Annotated in this window: 14 protein-coding genes and 1 pseudogene; 11 read left to right on the top strand and 4 right to left on the bottom strand. The window is 59.0% G+C overall.

What is annotated here, in order from left to right; genetic code table 11:
* Window positions 1-54: 54 nt before the first annotated feature.
* Complete coding sequence (locus MTX21_RS10040) at window positions 55-1,308, bottom strand: oligosaccharide flippase family protein (protein ID WP_280971371.1); 1,254 nt, start codon at window positions 1,306-1,308, stop codon at window positions 55-57.
* Window positions 1,309-1,992: 684 nt separating this feature from the next.
* Here MTX21_RS10040 and MTX21_RS10035 point away from each other — a divergent pair.
* A complete protein-coding gene (locus MTX21_RS10035) occupies window positions 1,993-2,910 on the top strand; it encodes a hypothetical protein (protein WP_280964637.1) in 918 nt (305 codons plus the stop codon).
* Between the two features lie 147 nt (window positions 2,911-3,057).
* On the opposite strand, the gene MTX21_RS10030 is transcribed toward MTX21_RS10035, so the two are convergent.
* Window positions 3,058-3,960, bottom strand: a complete 903-nt coding sequence (locus tag MTX21_RS10030) for a hypothetical protein (RefSeq protein WP_280964636.1) — start codon at window positions 3,958-3,960, stop codon at window positions 3,058-3,060.
* Window positions 3,961-4,020: 60 nt separating this feature from the next.
* Window positions 4,021-4,890, bottom strand: a complete 870-nt coding sequence (gene rfbA, locus MTX21_RS10025; RefSeq protein ID WP_280971370.1) for a glucose-1-phosphate thymidylyltransferase RfbA — start codon at window positions 4,888-4,890, stop codon at window positions 4,021-4,023.
* A 742-nt stretch (window positions 4,891-5,632) separates the two neighbouring features.
* Between rfbA and MTX21_RS10020 the strand changes: the two genes are divergently transcribed.
* From MTX21_RS10020 to MTX21_RS09985, 8 genes and pseudogenes are all read left to right on the top strand, one after another.
* Window positions 5,633-5,983, top strand: coding sequence for a DUF3141 domain-containing protein (locus MTX21_RS10020; protein ID WP_280964634.1), 351 nt, complete (start codon window positions 5,633-5,635; stop codon window positions 5,981-5,983).
* Between the two features lie 742 nt (window positions 5,984-6,725).
* Window positions 6,726-9,026 carry a TonB-dependent siderophore receptor gene (locus tag MTX21_RS10015; RefSeq protein ID WP_348637482.1) on the top strand — a complete coding sequence of 767 codons (2,301 nt, stop codon included), beginning with the start codon at window positions 6,726-6,728 and terminating at the stop codon, window positions 9,024-9,026.
* A 103-nt stretch (window positions 9,027-9,129) separates the two neighbouring features.
* Window positions 9,130-9,295: pseudogene (locus MTX21_RS10010) on the top strand (IS481 family transposase); the annotation flags it as partial.
* Window positions 9,296-9,377: 82 nt separating this feature from the next.
* Entirely contained in the window at window positions 9,378-10,169 is a 792-nt protein-coding gene (locus MTX21_RS10005; protein WP_280964632.1) for a nucleotidyltransferase family protein, read from the top strand.
* 2 nt (window positions 10,170-10,171) lie between these two features.
* Window positions 10,172-10,894, top strand: coding sequence for a metallophosphoesterase (locus tag MTX21_RS10000; protein WP_280964631.1), 723 nt, complete (start codon window positions 10,172-10,174; stop codon window positions 10,892-10,894).
* A 464-nt stretch (window positions 10,895-11,358) separates the two neighbouring features.
* The gene (locus tag MTX21_RS09995) at window positions 11,359-11,793 is read left to right on the top strand and encodes a CBS domain-containing protein (RefSeq protein ID WP_280964630.1); all 435 of its coding nucleotides are present in this window, start codon (window positions 11,359-11,361) and stop codon (window positions 11,791-11,793) included.
* Between the two features lie 378 nt (window positions 11,794-12,171).
* Window positions 12,172-13,563 carry an MmgE/PrpD family protein gene (locus MTX21_RS09990; RefSeq protein ID WP_280964629.1) on the top strand — a complete coding sequence of 464 codons (1,392 nt, stop codon included), beginning with the start codon at window positions 12,172-12,174 and terminating at the stop codon, window positions 13,561-13,563.
* Window positions 13,564-13,576: 13 nt separating this feature from the next.
* Window positions 13,577-14,398 carry a phosphosulfolactate synthase gene (locus MTX21_RS09985; RefSeq protein ID WP_280964628.1) on the top strand — a complete coding sequence of 274 codons (822 nt, stop codon included), beginning with the start codon at window positions 13,577-13,579 and terminating at the stop codon, window positions 14,396-14,398.
* Window positions 14,399-14,506: 108 nt separating this feature from the next.
* Here the strand turns inward: MTX21_RS09985 and MTX21_RS09980 are convergent, their stop codons facing one another.
* Window positions 14,507-15,079 (bottom strand): uracil-DNA glycosylase, encoded by a 573-nt coding sequence (locus MTX21_RS09980; RefSeq protein ID WP_280964627.1) that lies wholly within the window; start codon window positions 15,077-15,079, stop codon window positions 14,507-14,509.
* A gap of 205 nt (window positions 15,080-15,284) precedes the next feature.
* Between MTX21_RS09980 and MTX21_RS09975 the strand changes: the two genes are divergently transcribed.
* Window positions 15,285-16,718, top strand: coding sequence for an NAD-dependent succinate-semialdehyde dehydrogenase (locus tag MTX21_RS09975; protein WP_280964626.1), 1,434 nt, complete (start codon window positions 15,285-15,287; stop codon window positions 16,716-16,718).
* Window positions 16,719-17,067: 349 nt separating this feature from the next.
* The gene (locus MTX21_RS09970) at window positions 17,068-17,352 is read left to right on the top strand and encodes a hypothetical protein (RefSeq protein WP_280964625.1); all 285 of its coding nucleotides are present in this window, start codon (window positions 17,068-17,070) and stop codon (window positions 17,350-17,352) included.
* Window positions 17,353-17,545: the final 193 nt, after the last annotated feature.

Below are 17,545 nucleotides of genomic sequence, written 5' to 3'. Positions count from 1 at the left end.
GAGTTGCCGGCGCTGTCGCCTGATACTCCGTTCACGGCCATGAAAGCGTACCCCTCATGGTCGTGCCCCGATAGCCCTCAGGAACGACTTCTCAATGACCAGGACGGCAACGAAGCCTAAAGCGGTTAACGTCTCTACAATCAGGACGGCCATGAAGGCTCCCTTTATCCCCGCGAGAACCGTTCCAACATACAGGCACGCCACCCCAAGTACGGATCCAAGGATCCGAACCCGACTGAATTGCGTGACGAAGCCGAAGACGACGAGCGACAACATGCCCAAAAAAAAGGAGCAGACTGAAAGGAGCGGGATGAGCCACAACAACCTCAAGTATATTTCACTGTTTGCGAATTCTCTGCCTCCGAAGAAGAGGACCAAATAGCCGGCCAATGCGAGGAACGTGCACGAGAGGGCACACCCCGTCACTAGCAAGAGGAGCAACAAGGTCCGCCGCAATTTAGGTACTTTCTCGGGCTCATTGGCTGAATATCGACAAAGTACAGGAAAGGCTGAGTTATAGACGGGGACGAAAAGACTGCGCGCCGCTACTAAGATCCGGTCCACAAAAGCGAACGCGCCGGCGGCGGCAGATCCCAGCAGTGCGCCAACAATAACTGCGCCTGCACCTGAATACAGGACCACACCGAACTCGGACAGCATGATCCCTGCATTCGAGGACGCAGAGGTACGGAGCGCTCGGGGCCCCGGGTAAGAAAACCGTATGCTAGACCAAAGCACAGCGAACAGAAGCGCAGAACCTGTCAACGCAACGCCCAAGTTTATGATTGCGTATGTGACCAGATCGGATGGCGTCCGGACTAAAACGAGAATTGCGCCGACACCGGCCGATCGGATAAGCAGCTGAGATATGCCAAGCAGCTTGGTGCGCTCCATGCCCAGGAAGAACCACATTGGGGCAAGTCCGACAGCATTCTGCTGTAAGAAGACTAGTATGCTAACCGCGGGGTGCTTTAGGAGCATCGGCACCAGCGTAAAAGCTGGAATAAATAGGAGCGACACAACCACAAACGTGACAAGCTGAAAAAGAATAATCTGGGAGACGCTGTGATCCAGCTTTCGCTTGTCGTTCTTGACTTCCGCGACAATCTTTGGGCCTGTCACGTACACCGAGGCAATCGTGAATAAAGAAAAGTACGAACAGATACCAACGACAACAGCGTAGTCACCATAGTACTCTATACCCAAGGCTCTGGTCACGACTGGAAACGTGACGATCGGTAAGGCATGGTCCGCGATCTGGATGAGCGAGAGCCAGCCTGAACGTCCTAATAGTTCCCGAAGCACCATGACCGAATAAGCGCGAGAGGTTGATCGGATTCACCCAAGCCGGACGGCGATTAGGCGGACTTCGGGGAAGAGGTCCGAGTCCGGGACAGAGAAGCAGAATCTACTCCCCGGCTTGTACTTCTGGCGGCGTACACGTCATCTCCAAACCCTGCTCAAGGCGGCAGCGTATGGATCGCAAAGCGATCGAAGGGGCAATCCTACACTTCCAACACCACTAGATCGTATATTTCAAATTCGATCTAGGCCTCCGCTAACTTCGGATAAGTCCTTGGAACGGTTTCGACGTTTCCCGACTTCGTTCGGCCAGTTGCCGCAACCGTTCCGCGATCCTCGCGTTCTCCCGTGATCTTCTCGACCGCAACTAACAGAAAAAACTATTCCATCCAGGCGCCAATCAGCTCGCGCAGAAACATTCGGTGCACTCTCGCCACGCAAGTCGGTATTATTCCAAATTCACACCCGCCGGTCGGCCAAAGTCAAGGGCCCTCAATATCTGCGACAATTATACGTTAGGGCTTTCGGAACTGTGACTCGATCCCCGGCGCCCAATCGGCATTTCGGAGGTTCATCGAGTTGTTCGAGCTGCGATTGCTTACGACCTGCGTTGGTCTTAGAAAGGAAGCTCCCTGAGCCGCTCACGGGCTCCGGGACTTCAAGACTGAGCGATTTTGTCGGGCCAGAATCATGGGCATCGATTTCACCGGACTCCGAGCTCTCGCTTTCGCAAACCGCGTATATGGTTTTGATTTTCGCGAGACCGTAATGCTTGGCAGGCAAGAGATCCATTTCTGGAAAGAAGAATATATGGCCGTTCGCGAGAGCGCCAAGTTGGATTTTGAATATGATGAGGCCATCGAGCTCGGTCAGTTTGCCGAGCCGCTGTTTCGAAAAATGGGAGCGCAGAAGGTTAAATCTGTTGATGCGGCTAGTTATGAAGGGGCCTCAATAATCCACGATTTCAATCTGCCGCTCCCCGAGAATTTGCATAGATCATTTGATACTTTTGTAGATTTCGGGTCTATCGAACACATCTTTGACGTGGCGCAAGCGATAGACAACATTCGTTCGATGGTAAGGGTCCACGGTTCGATTCTGATCGTGACAATTGCGAATGGATTTGCGGGTCACGGTTTCTATCAATACTCTCCTGAATTTTTCTATAGTGTCTTCAGCGAACGCAACGGCTTCGGCGACACCAGTGTATTTCTCGTGGATACCTCTCGTCCGAAGTTGTGGCATTTGATCAAGAGGCCCGCCGGACTCAAGCGCCGGAACCAAATTCCTTTCGGTAAGCAATTCTTGATAGCGGTTTTCTCGCGGAAATGCGGTGACGTGAGGGGATTGGAGGTAATTCAATCGGATTATGAGAATGTAAGGTGGACTACTGCCGATTACTCCCACTTCGAACCTTGGAATCAAGAACAGATACTCAAATCGCGCAAGTTTGCTCGAAGGATATTGAATCCGTATGTCTACAAAGCGATCGCGTATGCAAGGCAAGCGCGTAGCGCTCTGGGGAATTATAAGGCGGATCGCACATTGATAGATCCGGACACTGTGGATGCTGCTGCTTTCATGCAAAACGTCACAGCCGGTTCCTGACGGCCAGGTCGGAGTCACACTCGAAATCTTGGGGCCTGGCGAACTTCGCGATCAGATCCACGGCACGCGCGCCTCGCGGCGACAAGGATCAGCTGAGCGGAAGCTGATTGCCAGAGCGAGTGCGCAACTGCTATCTCAACGAACCCGCTATGTCGGCTCCAGCACGTGGTCGTAAAACGAACGGACGGTCGAATAGCGCAGTTCGGTATTCATTGTCCCCCCGCCAAGGACTGGAATTTCGTACCTTCGTCGCTTGGCCCCTTGGCCTGCAAGATGAATGATGCCGAGTGGCCGCCGATTTTCGTCGGGCGTTACGAACAGGCGGACGGCTGGGTCCCATGCAGGGGGGGCGCGATCAGGAATCCAATTAAGTTCCGGCGGGAGGATCAAGGTCGGTGTTTTGTCCTGATGGACAATTTGATTGAAGGCGAATTGGTCATTCGGATAGATCCGCCCGGTCCGCCGAGCTGCGGCGACGAGGCGTTCACGCCACCTCTCCCAATGCGGCGCATCACCTCGGATCGCGAAGACACCCATGTTGATGTGCGGCTGCATCTGCAGCCACAGTCCGTCTGTCAGTCCGTATCCGCGAATGAAACTCTTGATGTTCCGAAACTGGAGACGAGGCTGGAAGCGGTAGCTCAGGTGGTGCTCCGCGACGACAGCGGCGCCATGAGCGCCGGCCCCCTCGATGAATGCATCAAGTGTGCCGGGGACCTGGAGCCATGCGTCGGGATCGATCCAGAAGTACACGTCGTAGCCGGGAAACTCGATCGGAAGGAACAAATGGCTGGCCCAAATTCCGGATGTCGGGTCCTGATCGCGCGCAATCTCGAGACGCCACGTTGGTTTGATAATGCGCGAAGTATAGGCGTGCAGCGAGCGAACCTGGTCGGCCGTAAGCCCATAATCGATGATGCCAATGTCAATACCGCGCATGCGTCGGTGCGGGTCGACCGAAACGAGCATCTCCGACAATAGATCGAAGTAGTTGCGATCACAACCAGCGAGAATAATAGTGCGATACTTTGAGCTTTCAGGTCTGTCCAACAAAACAGCCATATAGCACCAAATGATCTCGAGAGCGTCGTACCGGCATCCAGAGTTCTGCTATCGGCCCGCCAACAGACTGAATAGGTATTGGCCGTAGGTGTTGCCCTTGAAGTCAGCGGCGAGTCCTTCGAGCTGACTGTCATCGATCCAACCCTGTCGCCAGGCGATCTCCTCGGGCGAGGCGATCTTCAGGCCCTGGCGCGCTTCGACTGTCGCCATGAACTCTGAAGCTTGCAGCAGACTTTCCGGGCTGCCCGTATCAAGCCAGGCGAAGCCGCGGCCCAACTTTTCGACCATGAGCCGGCCTTGGCGCAAATAATGATTGTTGACATCCGTGATCTCGAGCTCGCCTCGTGGCGAGGGCTTGAGCGTAGCAGCGATGTCGGCAACCTGCTCGTCGTAGAAGTAGAGTCCGGTCACTGCAAAATTTGAGGGCGGATTCTTCGGCTTCTCAATGATGGCGCGCACGCCGCCATCTGGATCGAAATCGACCACGCCGTACTGGCTCGGCTCGCGCACCCAGTACGCAAATGTGACGGCACCGACGTTGCTTGTAGCCGCGCGCCGCAATTGGGCGATGAAGCCTTCGCCATAGAAGATGTTATCGCCAAGGGCCAATGCGGACCGCCCGTTCGCAATGAAGTCGCGGCCAATTATAAGTGCTTGGGCGAGGCCGTCGGGCCGCGGCTGAACGGCATAGCGCAGTTCAATGCCCCATCCTGCACCGTCCCCCAGTAGGGCTTGAAACTGCGGCGTTTCGCGGGAATGCGTGATGAGCAAGATCTCACGGATGCCGGCCAGCATCAGCGTGGTCAGCGGATAGTAGATCATCGGCTTGTCGTACACGGCCAGGAGCTGCTTGCTCACGCCCCGCGTAATCGGCCACAGTCGACTTCCGGTGCCCCCAGCGAGGATGATCCCCTTCATGCCGCCACCTCTAAAAGCGGGGTCTACAATGTGTGATGGTCCGACAATCGCCACAGAATCTCGCGGGCGACGAGCCGCGCCCCAGGGCGGAGCCGAGAAAGCTGGCATCGCTGGTCACACGCTTTCCGGACGATTGCTTCCGGGAGCGTTCGTCACCGATCACGAGGTGATCAGCCTGGAAGCGCATCACAGGGATCATGAATGCCAACCCAAAGTGAACCGCACCGCGAGCCAACGATACTTGCCGCCAAACCTTCTCGTCAACTTTGCTGAGCGCCACAAAGGATTAGTTCGTTAGGATCGATCCCGCGAAGCGTCGCGTGCGCCTGGCACAGGACCTCAGCAGTACTATCCACCGCTCAGGTGCGTCGAAAGAGAAAGCCCAACACCTGTGATGCTTCCGGTGCCTTTCGATAATGTTGACGATCAGTGCCGAAGGCGACGAACTCACGCCGCAGAATGACTCCGGAGCCTGTCACTTGCCTCAAGAAGTCGTCATTGCCGCGGGTATCTTGTCCGATGTCCTGCGCGGCCACTATGAAGGATTCACGAAAGCTTTGAGGCCGATGGGTGGATCGTCGGCCGCAAGACGATGAGCGAAATGGCAAAGGGACGCCCCAGTGCGCCAAAGTTGACACGCGAGGCGCATCTCGGAAATCGCAACGGCCCCAAGCTCGCGATCGGGATAGACCCATCGGGGCGCGTACATTTCGGTAAAGACAATGTGGGCGGCGATCATGCCATGGCGGTTCTCGGAGAGCACGTCTCCGACGCTCACCTTTTGGAACTGCGCACGGCCGGCGTGTCCTATGTGTTTGCGCGTCCCAGGGCCTCGCTGCGGCCCAAGCTGTTCGGCCCCCTGATTATCGCCGGCGCACCGCTTGCCTACTGGGTCGGCATGCACGGCAAATATCCGATGCGCTACTCGGGTGGGCTTCTGGGCGGAAGCTGGCTCACGGCGCTGACCAGCGATCTTGGCGCCGGCAGATTCGATGGTGCCTGGCTGGTGCAGAACTTCGAGAACCAGAACCCGTCCAACACTCTCAATGGCCGTCCCACCGAAGATGATCAGCAGCACGCCGGCAACGGCTAAGCTGATCCGCGTTGAAGTGGCCATGCCGAATAGTCGCGTTTGATGATCGCATAACCAGGCCCTTCACGGCAGGTTTCATCCGGCACCTCCCAAATCACCAAGATGTTGAGCGTTCTGCGCGTTTGGTCGGGTGAGAGCCGACGCTGCCAGGACGTGTTGTCGCCAGAATTTGAACAGGGAGCCACGCCCGTGCTGCAGGCGATGTTCGCGGTTGCGCGTCTTCTTGTCCTGTCGGTGGCGGCACGCGGCACCGCTACTGATCACGGTGATCCGGCAAAGGCGCCGTGATCTTCAGCCGCGAGTCGTTATGTCACACCATCGGCAAAGGCGAGCCAAATCGTTGCCGCTTCCAGGAAAAGCATCTCCTCTGCGGAGAGCGTTCCCGTCCATCCTTCCTGCCAAATTTCAACAGCACTGATCTAGAATCTTCCAAAGCAACTTTGGAATTTCTCCAAACACGGTGCCGCTGGCTCGAGTCGATCGACGATCGAGACATTCTAAGTCGCAGCCCACGCATTTGCGTTGTGGTCACCATAGCGTCTCTCTAAGGAGACGGTGCAGATCGCTAGCGATCGGACTTGCCGATGAGGCGCAGGCAACCAACGCGGAGTTCGAGTCTGCGGGGGAGTTGATTCACGGCGCCATACGTGTCGGCCGAGTTCGAACGCGGAGAGCGGATCGTCGATCCGTGGTTGTTGCAGGCCGATCGTGGAGCCATTTCACGTTGGGCGCCGTGTTGTTGATGAGGGACTTTCTGGAAATGCGACGTGCAGGTGGGGTTGGGACGGTAGCTCGCTTTGGTGCGGTGCTGCTGGGTGGAGCGGCGTTGTTGGCGTGGTGCGAATCGCCCGCTCGATCCCAAACACCGCAAGGCACCACCTCACTTCCACCCGTGACCATCGATGCTCCGACGCAACAGTCGGTCCGCCGCGCATCGATCAAACGAAATGCCGCCGGGGCTCGATCAGCTTCGCGCCGCACCACGGCGCCTGGCGCCCCACAGACCGTAACCGTCGCGGTGCAATCGCAGCCGTCGCAGTCGGGTGTCATGCCGGCCTTTGCAGGCGGCCAAGTCGCTCAAGGTGCGCGGCTCGGACTGCTCGGAAACATCGACACGATGAAGTCACCGTTCAACGTGACGAGCTACACGGACAGATTCATCCGGGATCAGCAGGCGGCGACGGGTGCGGATGCATTGATCCTGGATCCTTCCGTGCGCAGTTCCCACCCCACGGGCGGTGTGGTCGATTCCTTCAATATTCGCGGCTTCCCGATCAACGAAGGCAACAATGGTGAGTTCGCCTTCGAAGGTCTCTACGGCATCGCACCGAGCTATCGCATCTTCACGGATTACGTCGAGCGCATCGAAGTGCTCAAGGGGCCCTTAGCCGCGCTCTCGGGGATCGCACCCAATGGCGGTGTCGGCGGCGTCATCAATGTTGTGCCTAAGCGTGCGGGAGAGGACTTGACCCGCTTCACCGCCGGTTACGGTTCGACCACACGGTTCGGCGGTTACTGGGATGTTGCGAGGCGCTACGGCGACAGCAAGGAATGGGGCCTGCGCACCAGCGGCAGTCTGCGCAGCGGCGACACGCCGATTGACCGCCAGTCTGAAACGACGGGTGTCGGATCACTGGCACTCGACTATCAGGGCGAACGGTTCAGGTCCTGGCTTTACCTTATCGCGCAGACCGATCGGTTCGATGCTCCGTCACGTCCGTTCCTCATGGCGACCGGGCTGCAAGTGCCGAAGGCGCCGGACGGCCGGCTGAACGTGACGCAATCCTGGGAGTGGTCGCGCATCAACGATCAATCTGCCTTGTGGCGCACCGAATACGACATAACCGATCAGGTTACGCTGTTTGCCGACGTCGGCGGATCGCGAACCAATGTCGAGCGCTTCTTCGGTCTTCCAACGATCATCAACACCAGCGGCGACACGACCTCGACGCCGCAATTCTTCGGGCTGAGCATTGATCGGCACACATATGATGGCGGTGTACGGGCCCGCTTCGATACCGGATTCGTTCACCATGCCGTCACCTTCCAGGCCTCGGTCTATCATGACGCGCTGTACCGGCGGCTCACCAATGGCAGTCTGGTTACGTCGAACATCTATATTCCGACCGTGGCGCCAACTCAGTTCGCCAACGAGATCAGCGGGCGCCCTCGGCTCTCGGACAGTGAACTCACGGGGCTCGCGATCGCCGACACCTTGTCCGTGCTCGATGAACGTATCCTGTTGACTTTGGGTGTCCGGCGCCAGGGCGTCGAGGCGAACAACTATCTCTCCAATGTCGGAACGCTAACGACGTCCTACGACAAGAGCGCGACCACTCCCGTGGTCGGCCTCGTCGTCCGGCCCATGGACAACGTTTCCCTGTACGCGAACTACGTCGAAGGGCTAAGCCGGGGCGACATCGCGCCTCAAAGTGCTTCCAATTCCGGCGAAGTGCTCGCGCCCTATATCGCCAAGCAATACGAGGCCGGCATCAAGGTGGACTTCGGCCGGCTCGCAACCACCTTCAGCGCCTTCGAGATATCGAAGGCGAGCGGCGAGCTGTTGGCCGGGCGCTTCGCGGCGACCGCCGAAACGCAAGTACGCGGGCTCGAGTTCAACGTCTACGGCGAACTCATGCCCGATGTTCGTGTTCTCGGAGGCATTTCGCTGCTGGATGGCACCCTGACGAAGACCGCGATCGCGGCAAACGTGGGCAACACCCCAATCGGCGTTCCGAACCTACAGGCCAATATTGGAGCCGAGTGGGATCTCCCGTGGGTGAGAGGGCTCACCTTGAATGGGGCAGTCATCTACACGGGCAGGCAGTTCGTCGATGCGGCGAACAAGCAGCCGATCCCGGATTGGACGCGACTCGATCTCGGTGCGCGCTACACGACGGCGATCAACGGCAGGAAGACGGTTTTCCGCGCCAACGTTCAGAATGTGACCGGTACGAATTACTGGTCCAGCGTAGCTTCATTCGGAACGTTCTTCCTGGGAGCACCGCGCACGTATCTGCTGTCGATGACCGTGGACATGTAATCGTTGCTCTTATGGCTGGTGATGCGCTTCATGGGAGCTTCTGAAGCGCGAGTTTGGACGTTCATGTGTTGCATCGGTGCATAAGTGTAAGCCATTGAAATCGCAGACCGCACTTCGGGATTGAGCTTATGCCAAAGCCTATCCGACATCAGATCGGCGCGCCCAAGGGCTGCCGATCTGGCTGCACTGATACAACTGGCACCGACTATAGAACGCCGATCAGCAGACTGGGTTTGACCGAGGATAACCTCTTGAGGCTCCACATCTAGGGCGAGCGGAACCTTGCATGGCCTATTCGATTGTCAAATAGGTGGCTTATGGCCGAAGCCGATAAGCTTCGAGTGAACCTTCATGGCAAAGGAAATCAGACCGGTCGCTGGATCCATAAAGACGGTCGATGCAGCCGCTGAGCCGACCGTGCCGTCGGTCCGCGCCGAGGTGTTTTATACTCAAGCCTTGCGCGAGCTCGCGAAGCTCGATCTTCCGTTTCTGTTGGCCGGCACTTATGCGCTCAGCGCCTATACCGGCGTGGCGCGCGCGACCAAAGATCTCGATATCGTGTGCAAGCCGACTGATTATCCCCGGGTTCTCAATCACTTCCGGCGCCTCGGATACACCGTCCAAATCGAGGACGAACGCTGGCTCGGCAAAGTCTTCCAGGGCGAGGACTTCTTCGATGTGATCTTCGCGTTCTGGCATGGCATGGCTCCGGTGACCGACCAATGGTTCGAATCCGCACCGCGCATCGAGGTGTTCGGCACGTTGATGCGCATCATTGCCCCGACGGAGTTGATCTGGTCCAAGGCTTTCGTCCAGCTACGGCACCGTTACGACGGTGCGGACATCGCGCATCTCATTCTCAAACAGCACGACCAGATCGATTGGCGGCGTCTGCTTGCCCACATGGAGTTGCATTGGGAGGTGCTTCTGGCACATCTACTCAACTTCCGCTGGGCCTATCCGAGCGAACGCGAATGCGTGCCGCGTTGGCTGATGGACGAACTGGTCGCCCGCCTGAAGACTCAGTTTGAGCTTCCTCCTCCGCGCGTGAAGATATGTCGTGGGCGTCTGTTTTCGCAGGTCGATTACGAGCAGGCCATTGAGGAATGGGGTTTTGTCGACGCAGACGAGGATAGTGAGTAGCGATGTCTGAAAAGCCCGACAACCTCACTTTCGCTGCCATTGGCGATCTCCACGTGAAGGAGGATCGCACGTTGTCCTTCCGGGAGCTCTTTGCTGAGCTTTCGACCAAGGCCCAGGCGCTTGTCCTTTGCGGCGACCTCACTGACCTCGGCAAACCGTCCGAAGCGGAACTTCTGGCGGAGGATTTGCGCGCCTGCTCCATTCCCGTTGTCGGCGTGCTCGGAAATCACGACTACGAGTCAGGGCAGACTGAAGACGTAAAGCGCATCTTGAAGGGTGCCGGGATGCACCTGCTCAATGGGCAGTCGTACGAAATCGATGGCGTCGCCTTCGTCGGGGTGAAGGGCTTCATCGGTGGGTTTGGCCGCCGCATGCTTGCTTCGTTCGGCGAGGCCGTCGTCAAAAGCCTGGTCGCCGAAGCCGTCAACGAAGCGACGCGCCTCGAAAATGCAATGCGCGCCGTCGCCAGCAAGCAGGCTGTCGTTGTTCTTCACTACGCGCCGGTTCTCGATACGGTAGAGGGCGAGCCACCGGAGATTCTTCCGTTCCTCGGCTCGTCACGTCTCGGCGAAACGATCGATCGATTTAAGGTGAGTGCAGTGGTGCATGGCCATGCCCATCAGGGCCGCTATGAGGGCCGCACGCCCGGGGGGGCGCGAGTCTACAACGTGGCCCGATCAATCGAGAAGCCCACCGGCCGACCCTATGCCTTGATTGAGGTCTGAGCCGGGCATCTAGATTCAATGCGGTAACGCAAGCACCGCCAGCGTCGAGATCTCAACCCGGAACGGCATGGATTGAAAAAAGCCCTAGCCAACGGAACGCGGCGGCTGGTTGGACGTTGCCCGACAAGGAGCAGGGACCTCGAAAGAGGCGAATGTTCCGAAGGCCCCGTCACTTTGCGCAAATGCAAATGGCGGGGCCGCTTTTTTGGGCAGCAAGAATTTGATACGCACGAAATGGGCGGATCTGGGAAATCGACGCACCTGGAAGGCGAGCGCTGGTCGGATCGCCGGAACATGGCCCTCAAGCGGACTTCTAGGAAGGTTCCGCCGATCGCGAGGCCTCACACAGCAAGCGGGAAGCCTCGCCCGAAGTGCACCGGAATCGCCTGCAGGACGGCTTGTCCGCCGCTCAGGAACGTCAGGTATCGCTGGCTGTTGGAGGCCAATCAGAGCGGAGAAATTCCATGAGAGTGTCTGATGTAATGACCTCGGACGTTCAGCTTTGCAGCCCCGAAGACACGGTAGGAGAGGCAGCCGAAGCGATGGCCCTGCTTGACGTTGGGCTATTGCCGGTTGCGGAAGGTGACTACCTCGTAGGCATGGTCACCGACCGGGACCTCGCTATCCGCGTGCTTGGAAAAGGGCGCGGACCGGACACGAAGATCAAGGCAGTCATGACCCCCGACGTCAAATATTGCTTCGAGGACCAGGACTTGGACTCGGTTTGCTGGAACATGGGCGATATTCAAGTCAGGCGGCTGCCGGTGCTCAATCGGCAAAAGCGTCTGGTAGGCATACTTTCCTTGGGTGACATAGCGCGAAGCCACGAACGCGATGCAACTGCAGCCTCGTTGCAGCAAATCTCGCGGCCCGGCGGCCAGCACACGCAAGCTGCCTAGACAGAGCAACACGACGATCGCATCAGCCAAGCAAGTGAGCTGACGGAAGATATCGCCGGCATGCGGACCCCCGCCGCGCCGGTCACAGCTAGCGGGGTCCGGCGCTACCGTCTCAACAGCTTTCTCAACTTGGCAAGGGGGGCATTGATGACATCGCTCGGTTCAAGCCAGACGCGGCGGGCCGTCGTAATCGAGCCCAGTTACCCATCCCGGTTCTTGTTCTCGCGTTGCAACCGTCTTCATGCTGTTACGTTGACCCTGCATCGCAGGCAAGCGGCTGAAAGGACGGCGACGATGCGGGCCTGAGGCTGACCGTGCTGGAATGCTTGCCCGCATGGGCGGAGCTCGGCAGCGGAGCAAGACAAGGAGCCTGCGGTCATGAAAGAGGTACAGGAGCTCGCAACGTTTGTGGAACGTGCCCGACTGGAGGATCTGAGCGAGCGGGCGCTGGAGCAGCTCAAAATTCGCGTGCTGGATACGGTTGGTGTAGCCATCGCAGCGCTGGATGCGCCGCCTGTCGCGGCGATTCGCGGTCTCGTCGCCGAACTTGGCGGTCGTCCGTTGTCCACGCTCATCGGAGGCGGTCGCACCGCGCCGGACCGCGCCGCGTTCTACAATGGCGCTCTCAGCCGGTACCTTGATTTCATGGACAGCTATATAGCGCCCGGTGAGACGTGCCATCCATCCGACAATCTCGGCGCAGTCCTGGCAACAGCGGAGATGCGGGAGGCGAGTGGGGCCGATCTGCTCACCGCGCTCGCTGTCGCCTACCAGGTCCACATCCGATTGAGCGATGCCGCTCCGGTCCGCGACAAGGGCTTCGATCATACCACACAGGGGGCGTACGCGGCCGCTGCAGGCGCTGCCAAGGCGCTGGCCTTGCCGTCTGCACAGATCGCGCATGCGATCGCCATCAGCGGCACTGCCAACAATGCGCTGCGTATCACCCGCACAGGCGCGCTGTCTCACTGGAAGGGACTCGCCTATCCGAATACGGCGATGTCGGCCACGCACGCAGCGCTGCTCGCCAGTCGCGGCATTACCGGCCCCCAAGCTGTGTTCGAGGGCATCAAGGGATTCAAGGAGGTGATCGGCGGCCCCTTCGAGATTGACTGGCGACAAGAGGATCTGGAAGGCGTGCGCCGAACGATCGTGAAGCAGCATAATGCCGAGATCCACGCCCAATCTGCGCTCGACGCAGCGCTCGATATTCGTGCTCGCCCGGGCTTCGAGGCGGCCGCAGTCTCGGCAATACGGCTCAAGACGTTTGCGGTAGCCCATCAGATCATTGGCGGAGGGGAGGAGGGCGACAAGCGAATCGTGCGAACCAAGGAGGAGGCCGATCACAGTCTGCCCTACATGCTGGCGGTCGCGTTGATCGACGGCGAGGTGCAGCCGGAGCAATACGCACCCGAACGGATTTCGGCCGAAGATGTCCAGATGCTGCTGCGGAAGGTGACGGTCACGCCCGATCCCGGCCTGTCGGCGCAGTTCCCGCAGCGGATCCCTGCTGATCTCGAAGTCGAACAGAAGGACGGGACTGTGTTTCGGATCCGTTGCGACGATTATCACGGCTTTCATACCAGGCCGTTCGATTGGGCCGCGGCGCGCCGCAAGTTCGATAGCGTCACGGCTGCCGTCGCGAGCCGTTCCGAGTGCGACGCACTCGCCGAGGCGATTGCGTCGCTGGAGGAGTGCCCAGTTGCCGCTCTCACGTCGCTGCTCGGCGACATCTCAATCCCGCCGGCGGAGGTTCGAACGAAGTTCTGAGGAGGATGAAGCCATGGCAGACACCACATTTCCCTTCATTCCCCGGGCGGCACGCTCGGCCAAGCCGCGCCGGGTCGGCATCACCGAGATCAGAGGTCCCTATTACAGCGCCTATGGTCCCCGCCATCTGGCCGATATCCTGGAAACGGTCGGCACCTGGGTTGACGGTCTCAAATATGCCGGTGGTTCTTTTGCGCTGATGCCAGCCGATGCGGTCAGGTCGATCAACAAGCTGGCGCACGATCATGACGTCTACGTCTCAACCGGCGGCTGGATCGAGAACGTTGTGCGCTTCGGCGTGGACGCGGTCGATCGCTACATCGAGGAGGCCAAGGTGCTTGGCTTTGATGTGATCGAGATTTCGACAGGCTTCATCAGCTTGCCGACCGATAGCCTGCTGCGTCTCGTGCAGAAGGTGAAAAGAGCGGGGCTGAAGGCGAAGCCCGAACTCGGCATTCAGTTCGGCGCTGGCGGCAGCACGTCGACCGAGGAGCTCGCAGCCGAGGGTACCAAGGATGTCGGCTGGCTCGTCGCGCAAGCCGAGCGGGTGCTCGATGCCGGAGCCGACATCATCATGATCGAAAGCGAAGGGATCACCGAAAACGTCAGCAGTTGGCGCACCGATGTGGTCGCCCGCATCATCAATCAGCTCGGGCTCGAAAAGGTCATGTTCGAAGGCGCCGACCCGCAGGTCTTTGAATGGTATGTCAAGAACTACGGAAACGAGGTCAATCTGTTCGTCGACCACAGCCAGATCGTGCAACTCGAGGCGCTGCGCTCAGGGATCTGGGGCACCAAGAGCACCTGGGGTCGAATTCAGAACCTGCCCGGTTGACGGTGCGGACCTGAGCGACGGATCGCACATTGTGCGTTTCGTTTCCGCCGCCGGTGACCTCGCGGTCGATCGAGGCCGAAATCGTCAATGGTACGCGTCATCCAGTCTTCAAGCGCGATTTGGATTCAAATGAACCGCCGATTCTTGCCAAGCCAGGCGGAGATCAGCGACCGCCTGACGCCATGCATCGCCGTTACGCCCGCCGAAGCGGCGGGCGTAGGCTGGGTGGAAAGTGATGCGGAGCGGATGGCCTTCAAATTGCAGTTTTGCCTTGCGCGTCATCCGGATTGATTGTGACTGGCCAAACAGGCGGGATGCTGTGCTGCCGAGCGCAACGATTATGCCAGGCCTTGAACGCCGGATGTCGGCTAACACGGCTGCGCCATAGTGGTCGACTTCCTCGATCGTTGGGCTGCGATTGCGTGGTTTCCGATCCTTGGAATATGCGATTGGCCGGAAAGGAATGACGTTTGCCAAACGCACCTGGCGGGGTTCGATTCCGGCCTCCTCCAGCATCTCGCGCAACGCTCTGCCGGCCGGACCGACAAAAGGCCTGCCCTGCGTAGACTCCTCGGCGCCGGGTGCCTCGCCAACCACGTATAGCCGCGGTCGTCGGAACCGGCCCTCGGGCGCGACACGACGATGATCGAGACGTGTGTTGGGGGCGCTTGCCTTGCCCATCGGTTCCTCTGCCAGGCCTGAGAACGGCGACGTTCTGGTTCTATCAACCATCGTCGCGCCGCCGATTTCCAAGAGCGCTAGACCCTCGGAATTCCGCATTGGAACCCGGTGTTGCCGGCGCGAGTTTTCGACCCATAAGCTCGTTCTAGAGAGCGCTCGACGCATGGCTGCCGCGCGCATCAATGCCAAAGAATAGGAGCGTGACATGGCCAAGACAAAGACTCTGGCAGCGGCGGCAGCTCGTTCATTCCAGACCATCAATCCGGCGACTGGCGAAAACGGCCGCGTTTATCAAGGACATGCAGTGGATCAAGCCATGTCGATTGCGGCTGATGTGCATCGGGCGCAAATTGACTGGCGGCGGACTCCATTCAGCGTTCGTTCGGATCTGATGAAGAACGCGGCGCAAGCCATTCGCAGGAACCGCGAACGCTATGCCAGATTGATGACCGACGAGATGGGCAAGACCGTTACGGATGGTTTGGCCGAGCTCGAGAAGTGCGCTTGGTGTTGCGAATTTTTTGCGGAACATGCCGAAGAATTTTTGAGGCCAATCCCTCAGGATATGAGCGTCAACCATGCCGGGCCAAAGCCTCCCCCTCGTGCTTTCGTGACATTCAATCCGCTCGGCGTCATCCTTGCGGTGATGCCCTGGAATTTTCCCTTCTGGCAGGTGATGCGATTTGCGGCGCCGCATCTGATGGCCGGAAATGGCGGCGTTCTCAAACATGCTTCCAATGTGCCCGGCTGCGCGCTTGCGATTGAGGAGGTCTTTCGGGAGGCCGGATTTCCGACCAACATCTTCCGAACAGTGCTTCTGTCATCCAAGGACCTCAAGCCGCTGATCGAGGATCCGCATATTGCCGCCGTGACGCTGACGGGCAGCGTCGCGGCCGGAAAGTCTGTCGCTGCAACTGCGGGCGCCGTCATGAAGAAGGGCGTGTTCGAGCTTGGAGGATCGGACGGCTACATCGTTCTGGAAGATGCCGATCCCATTGCGGCCGCCAAGATCTGCGCGCGCGGACGGATGGTCAATGGCGGCCAGAGCTGCATTGCGGCCAAGCGGTTTGTCGTGGTCGAGAGCATACGGGAAGTGTTCGAGCGCGCGCTGATCGAAGAGATGCGCCACTATGTAGTGGGAGACCCGAGCAATCCGAAGACCAGACTGGGACCGATGGAAAGCGTACATTCGCGCGATCAGATTGCGAGCCAGGTTAGCCATAGCGTGAAGAAGGGCGCCAAAATTCTGCTCGGTGGCGAAGTGCCGAAGCAACCGGGTGCATGGTATCCCGCCACGGTGCTGTCAAACGTGCGGCCCGGGCAGCCTGCGCATGATGAAGAGGTGTTCGGACCGGTCGCCGCCGTCATTTCCGCCAAGGACGAGGTGGACGCGATCCGTACCGTCAACGCCAGTCACTTTGGTCTCGGAGCGGCGGTGATTACCGGTGACGCCGCTCGAGGAGAACGGATAGCGGCGGAAGAGCTCGACGCGGGCGCCGCGTTTGTGAACGAGAACGTCCGTTCAGACCCAAGGTTGGCATTCGGCGGCGTCAAGGACAGTGGCTACGGGCGTGAACTATCCGAATTTGGAATCCGCGAATTCTGCAATATCAAGTCGGTCTTGGTTGAGCCACTGTAGTTGCTTCGCGGGTCGAATTCGGTAACCGAGGCACGGGCCTTCGGTACACGAGAATGTCCACAGCGCTTTTTGCCCGGACGACTTGAAGGCATGAACCGTGCGGAGGCCACCTTGGGCTCCAAAACGTGGATCGATGCGAATAGGCGGTTCTGCCTGCGGAACTGAGCGGCACTTGATCCACGCAAATCCGTGCCGGTCGCGTCGTTGCGCCGCGCTTTGGTCACCCCGTGGGGCCGCGATTCCTCACACGTTAAATTCGGCGCGGGCGGAAACAGGCGTTCGCGACCGGTGTTGGCAAATCGGGAGAAGGCCGAACGGCTCTTGTTCCGACACCTTCCAACGAAAAAGGATGGAGACGATGAAGAACATTGTTGGCACAGTGATCGTTGCGGCGGCGGTATCGGCTCCGCCGGCCGCCGCGCAAACGATGAACCTCGACACCCACGTTCCGAGCGCCCAGAATTCAGGCGCCGGAATTCCAGGCGACGCCGGAATCCAGAGCGGCCCTCCGCCTCGTTCCGCAACAGTCGCTGAGCAGGTGAATCCGACGGTCAAGCAACAGGATTCCGCGGAAATTGCCGGCCTGCCCGGAAACAAGAATGGCGCACCCGCGAAGCCTCTTGGTGGTAAGTGAGCGGTCATGAAGTGATGTCACGCAAGTTAACGCGCCCGGGTCAGCGCCCTCTCTGCGTCAGGCGGCGAATGAAGGGGGCGCGCGGTCCACGCGCCTCGCAGTGACGGCCACCTTCATTGACGAGCAATAGGGGCTTTGGCCAATGGGTCGATGGATCGGTCGAGATTTGGCAGGAGCCGACTCAGGGGCAGGG

It is taken from the genome of Bradyrhizobium sp. ISRA430 (assembly GCF_029909975.1).
Classification (GTDB): Bacteria; Pseudomonadota; Alphaproteobacteria; order Rhizobiales; family Xanthobacteraceae; genus Bradyrhizobium.
Note: the sequence above shows the minus strand (reverse complement) of the source record. Positions and strands in the feature narration are given on the sequence as shown.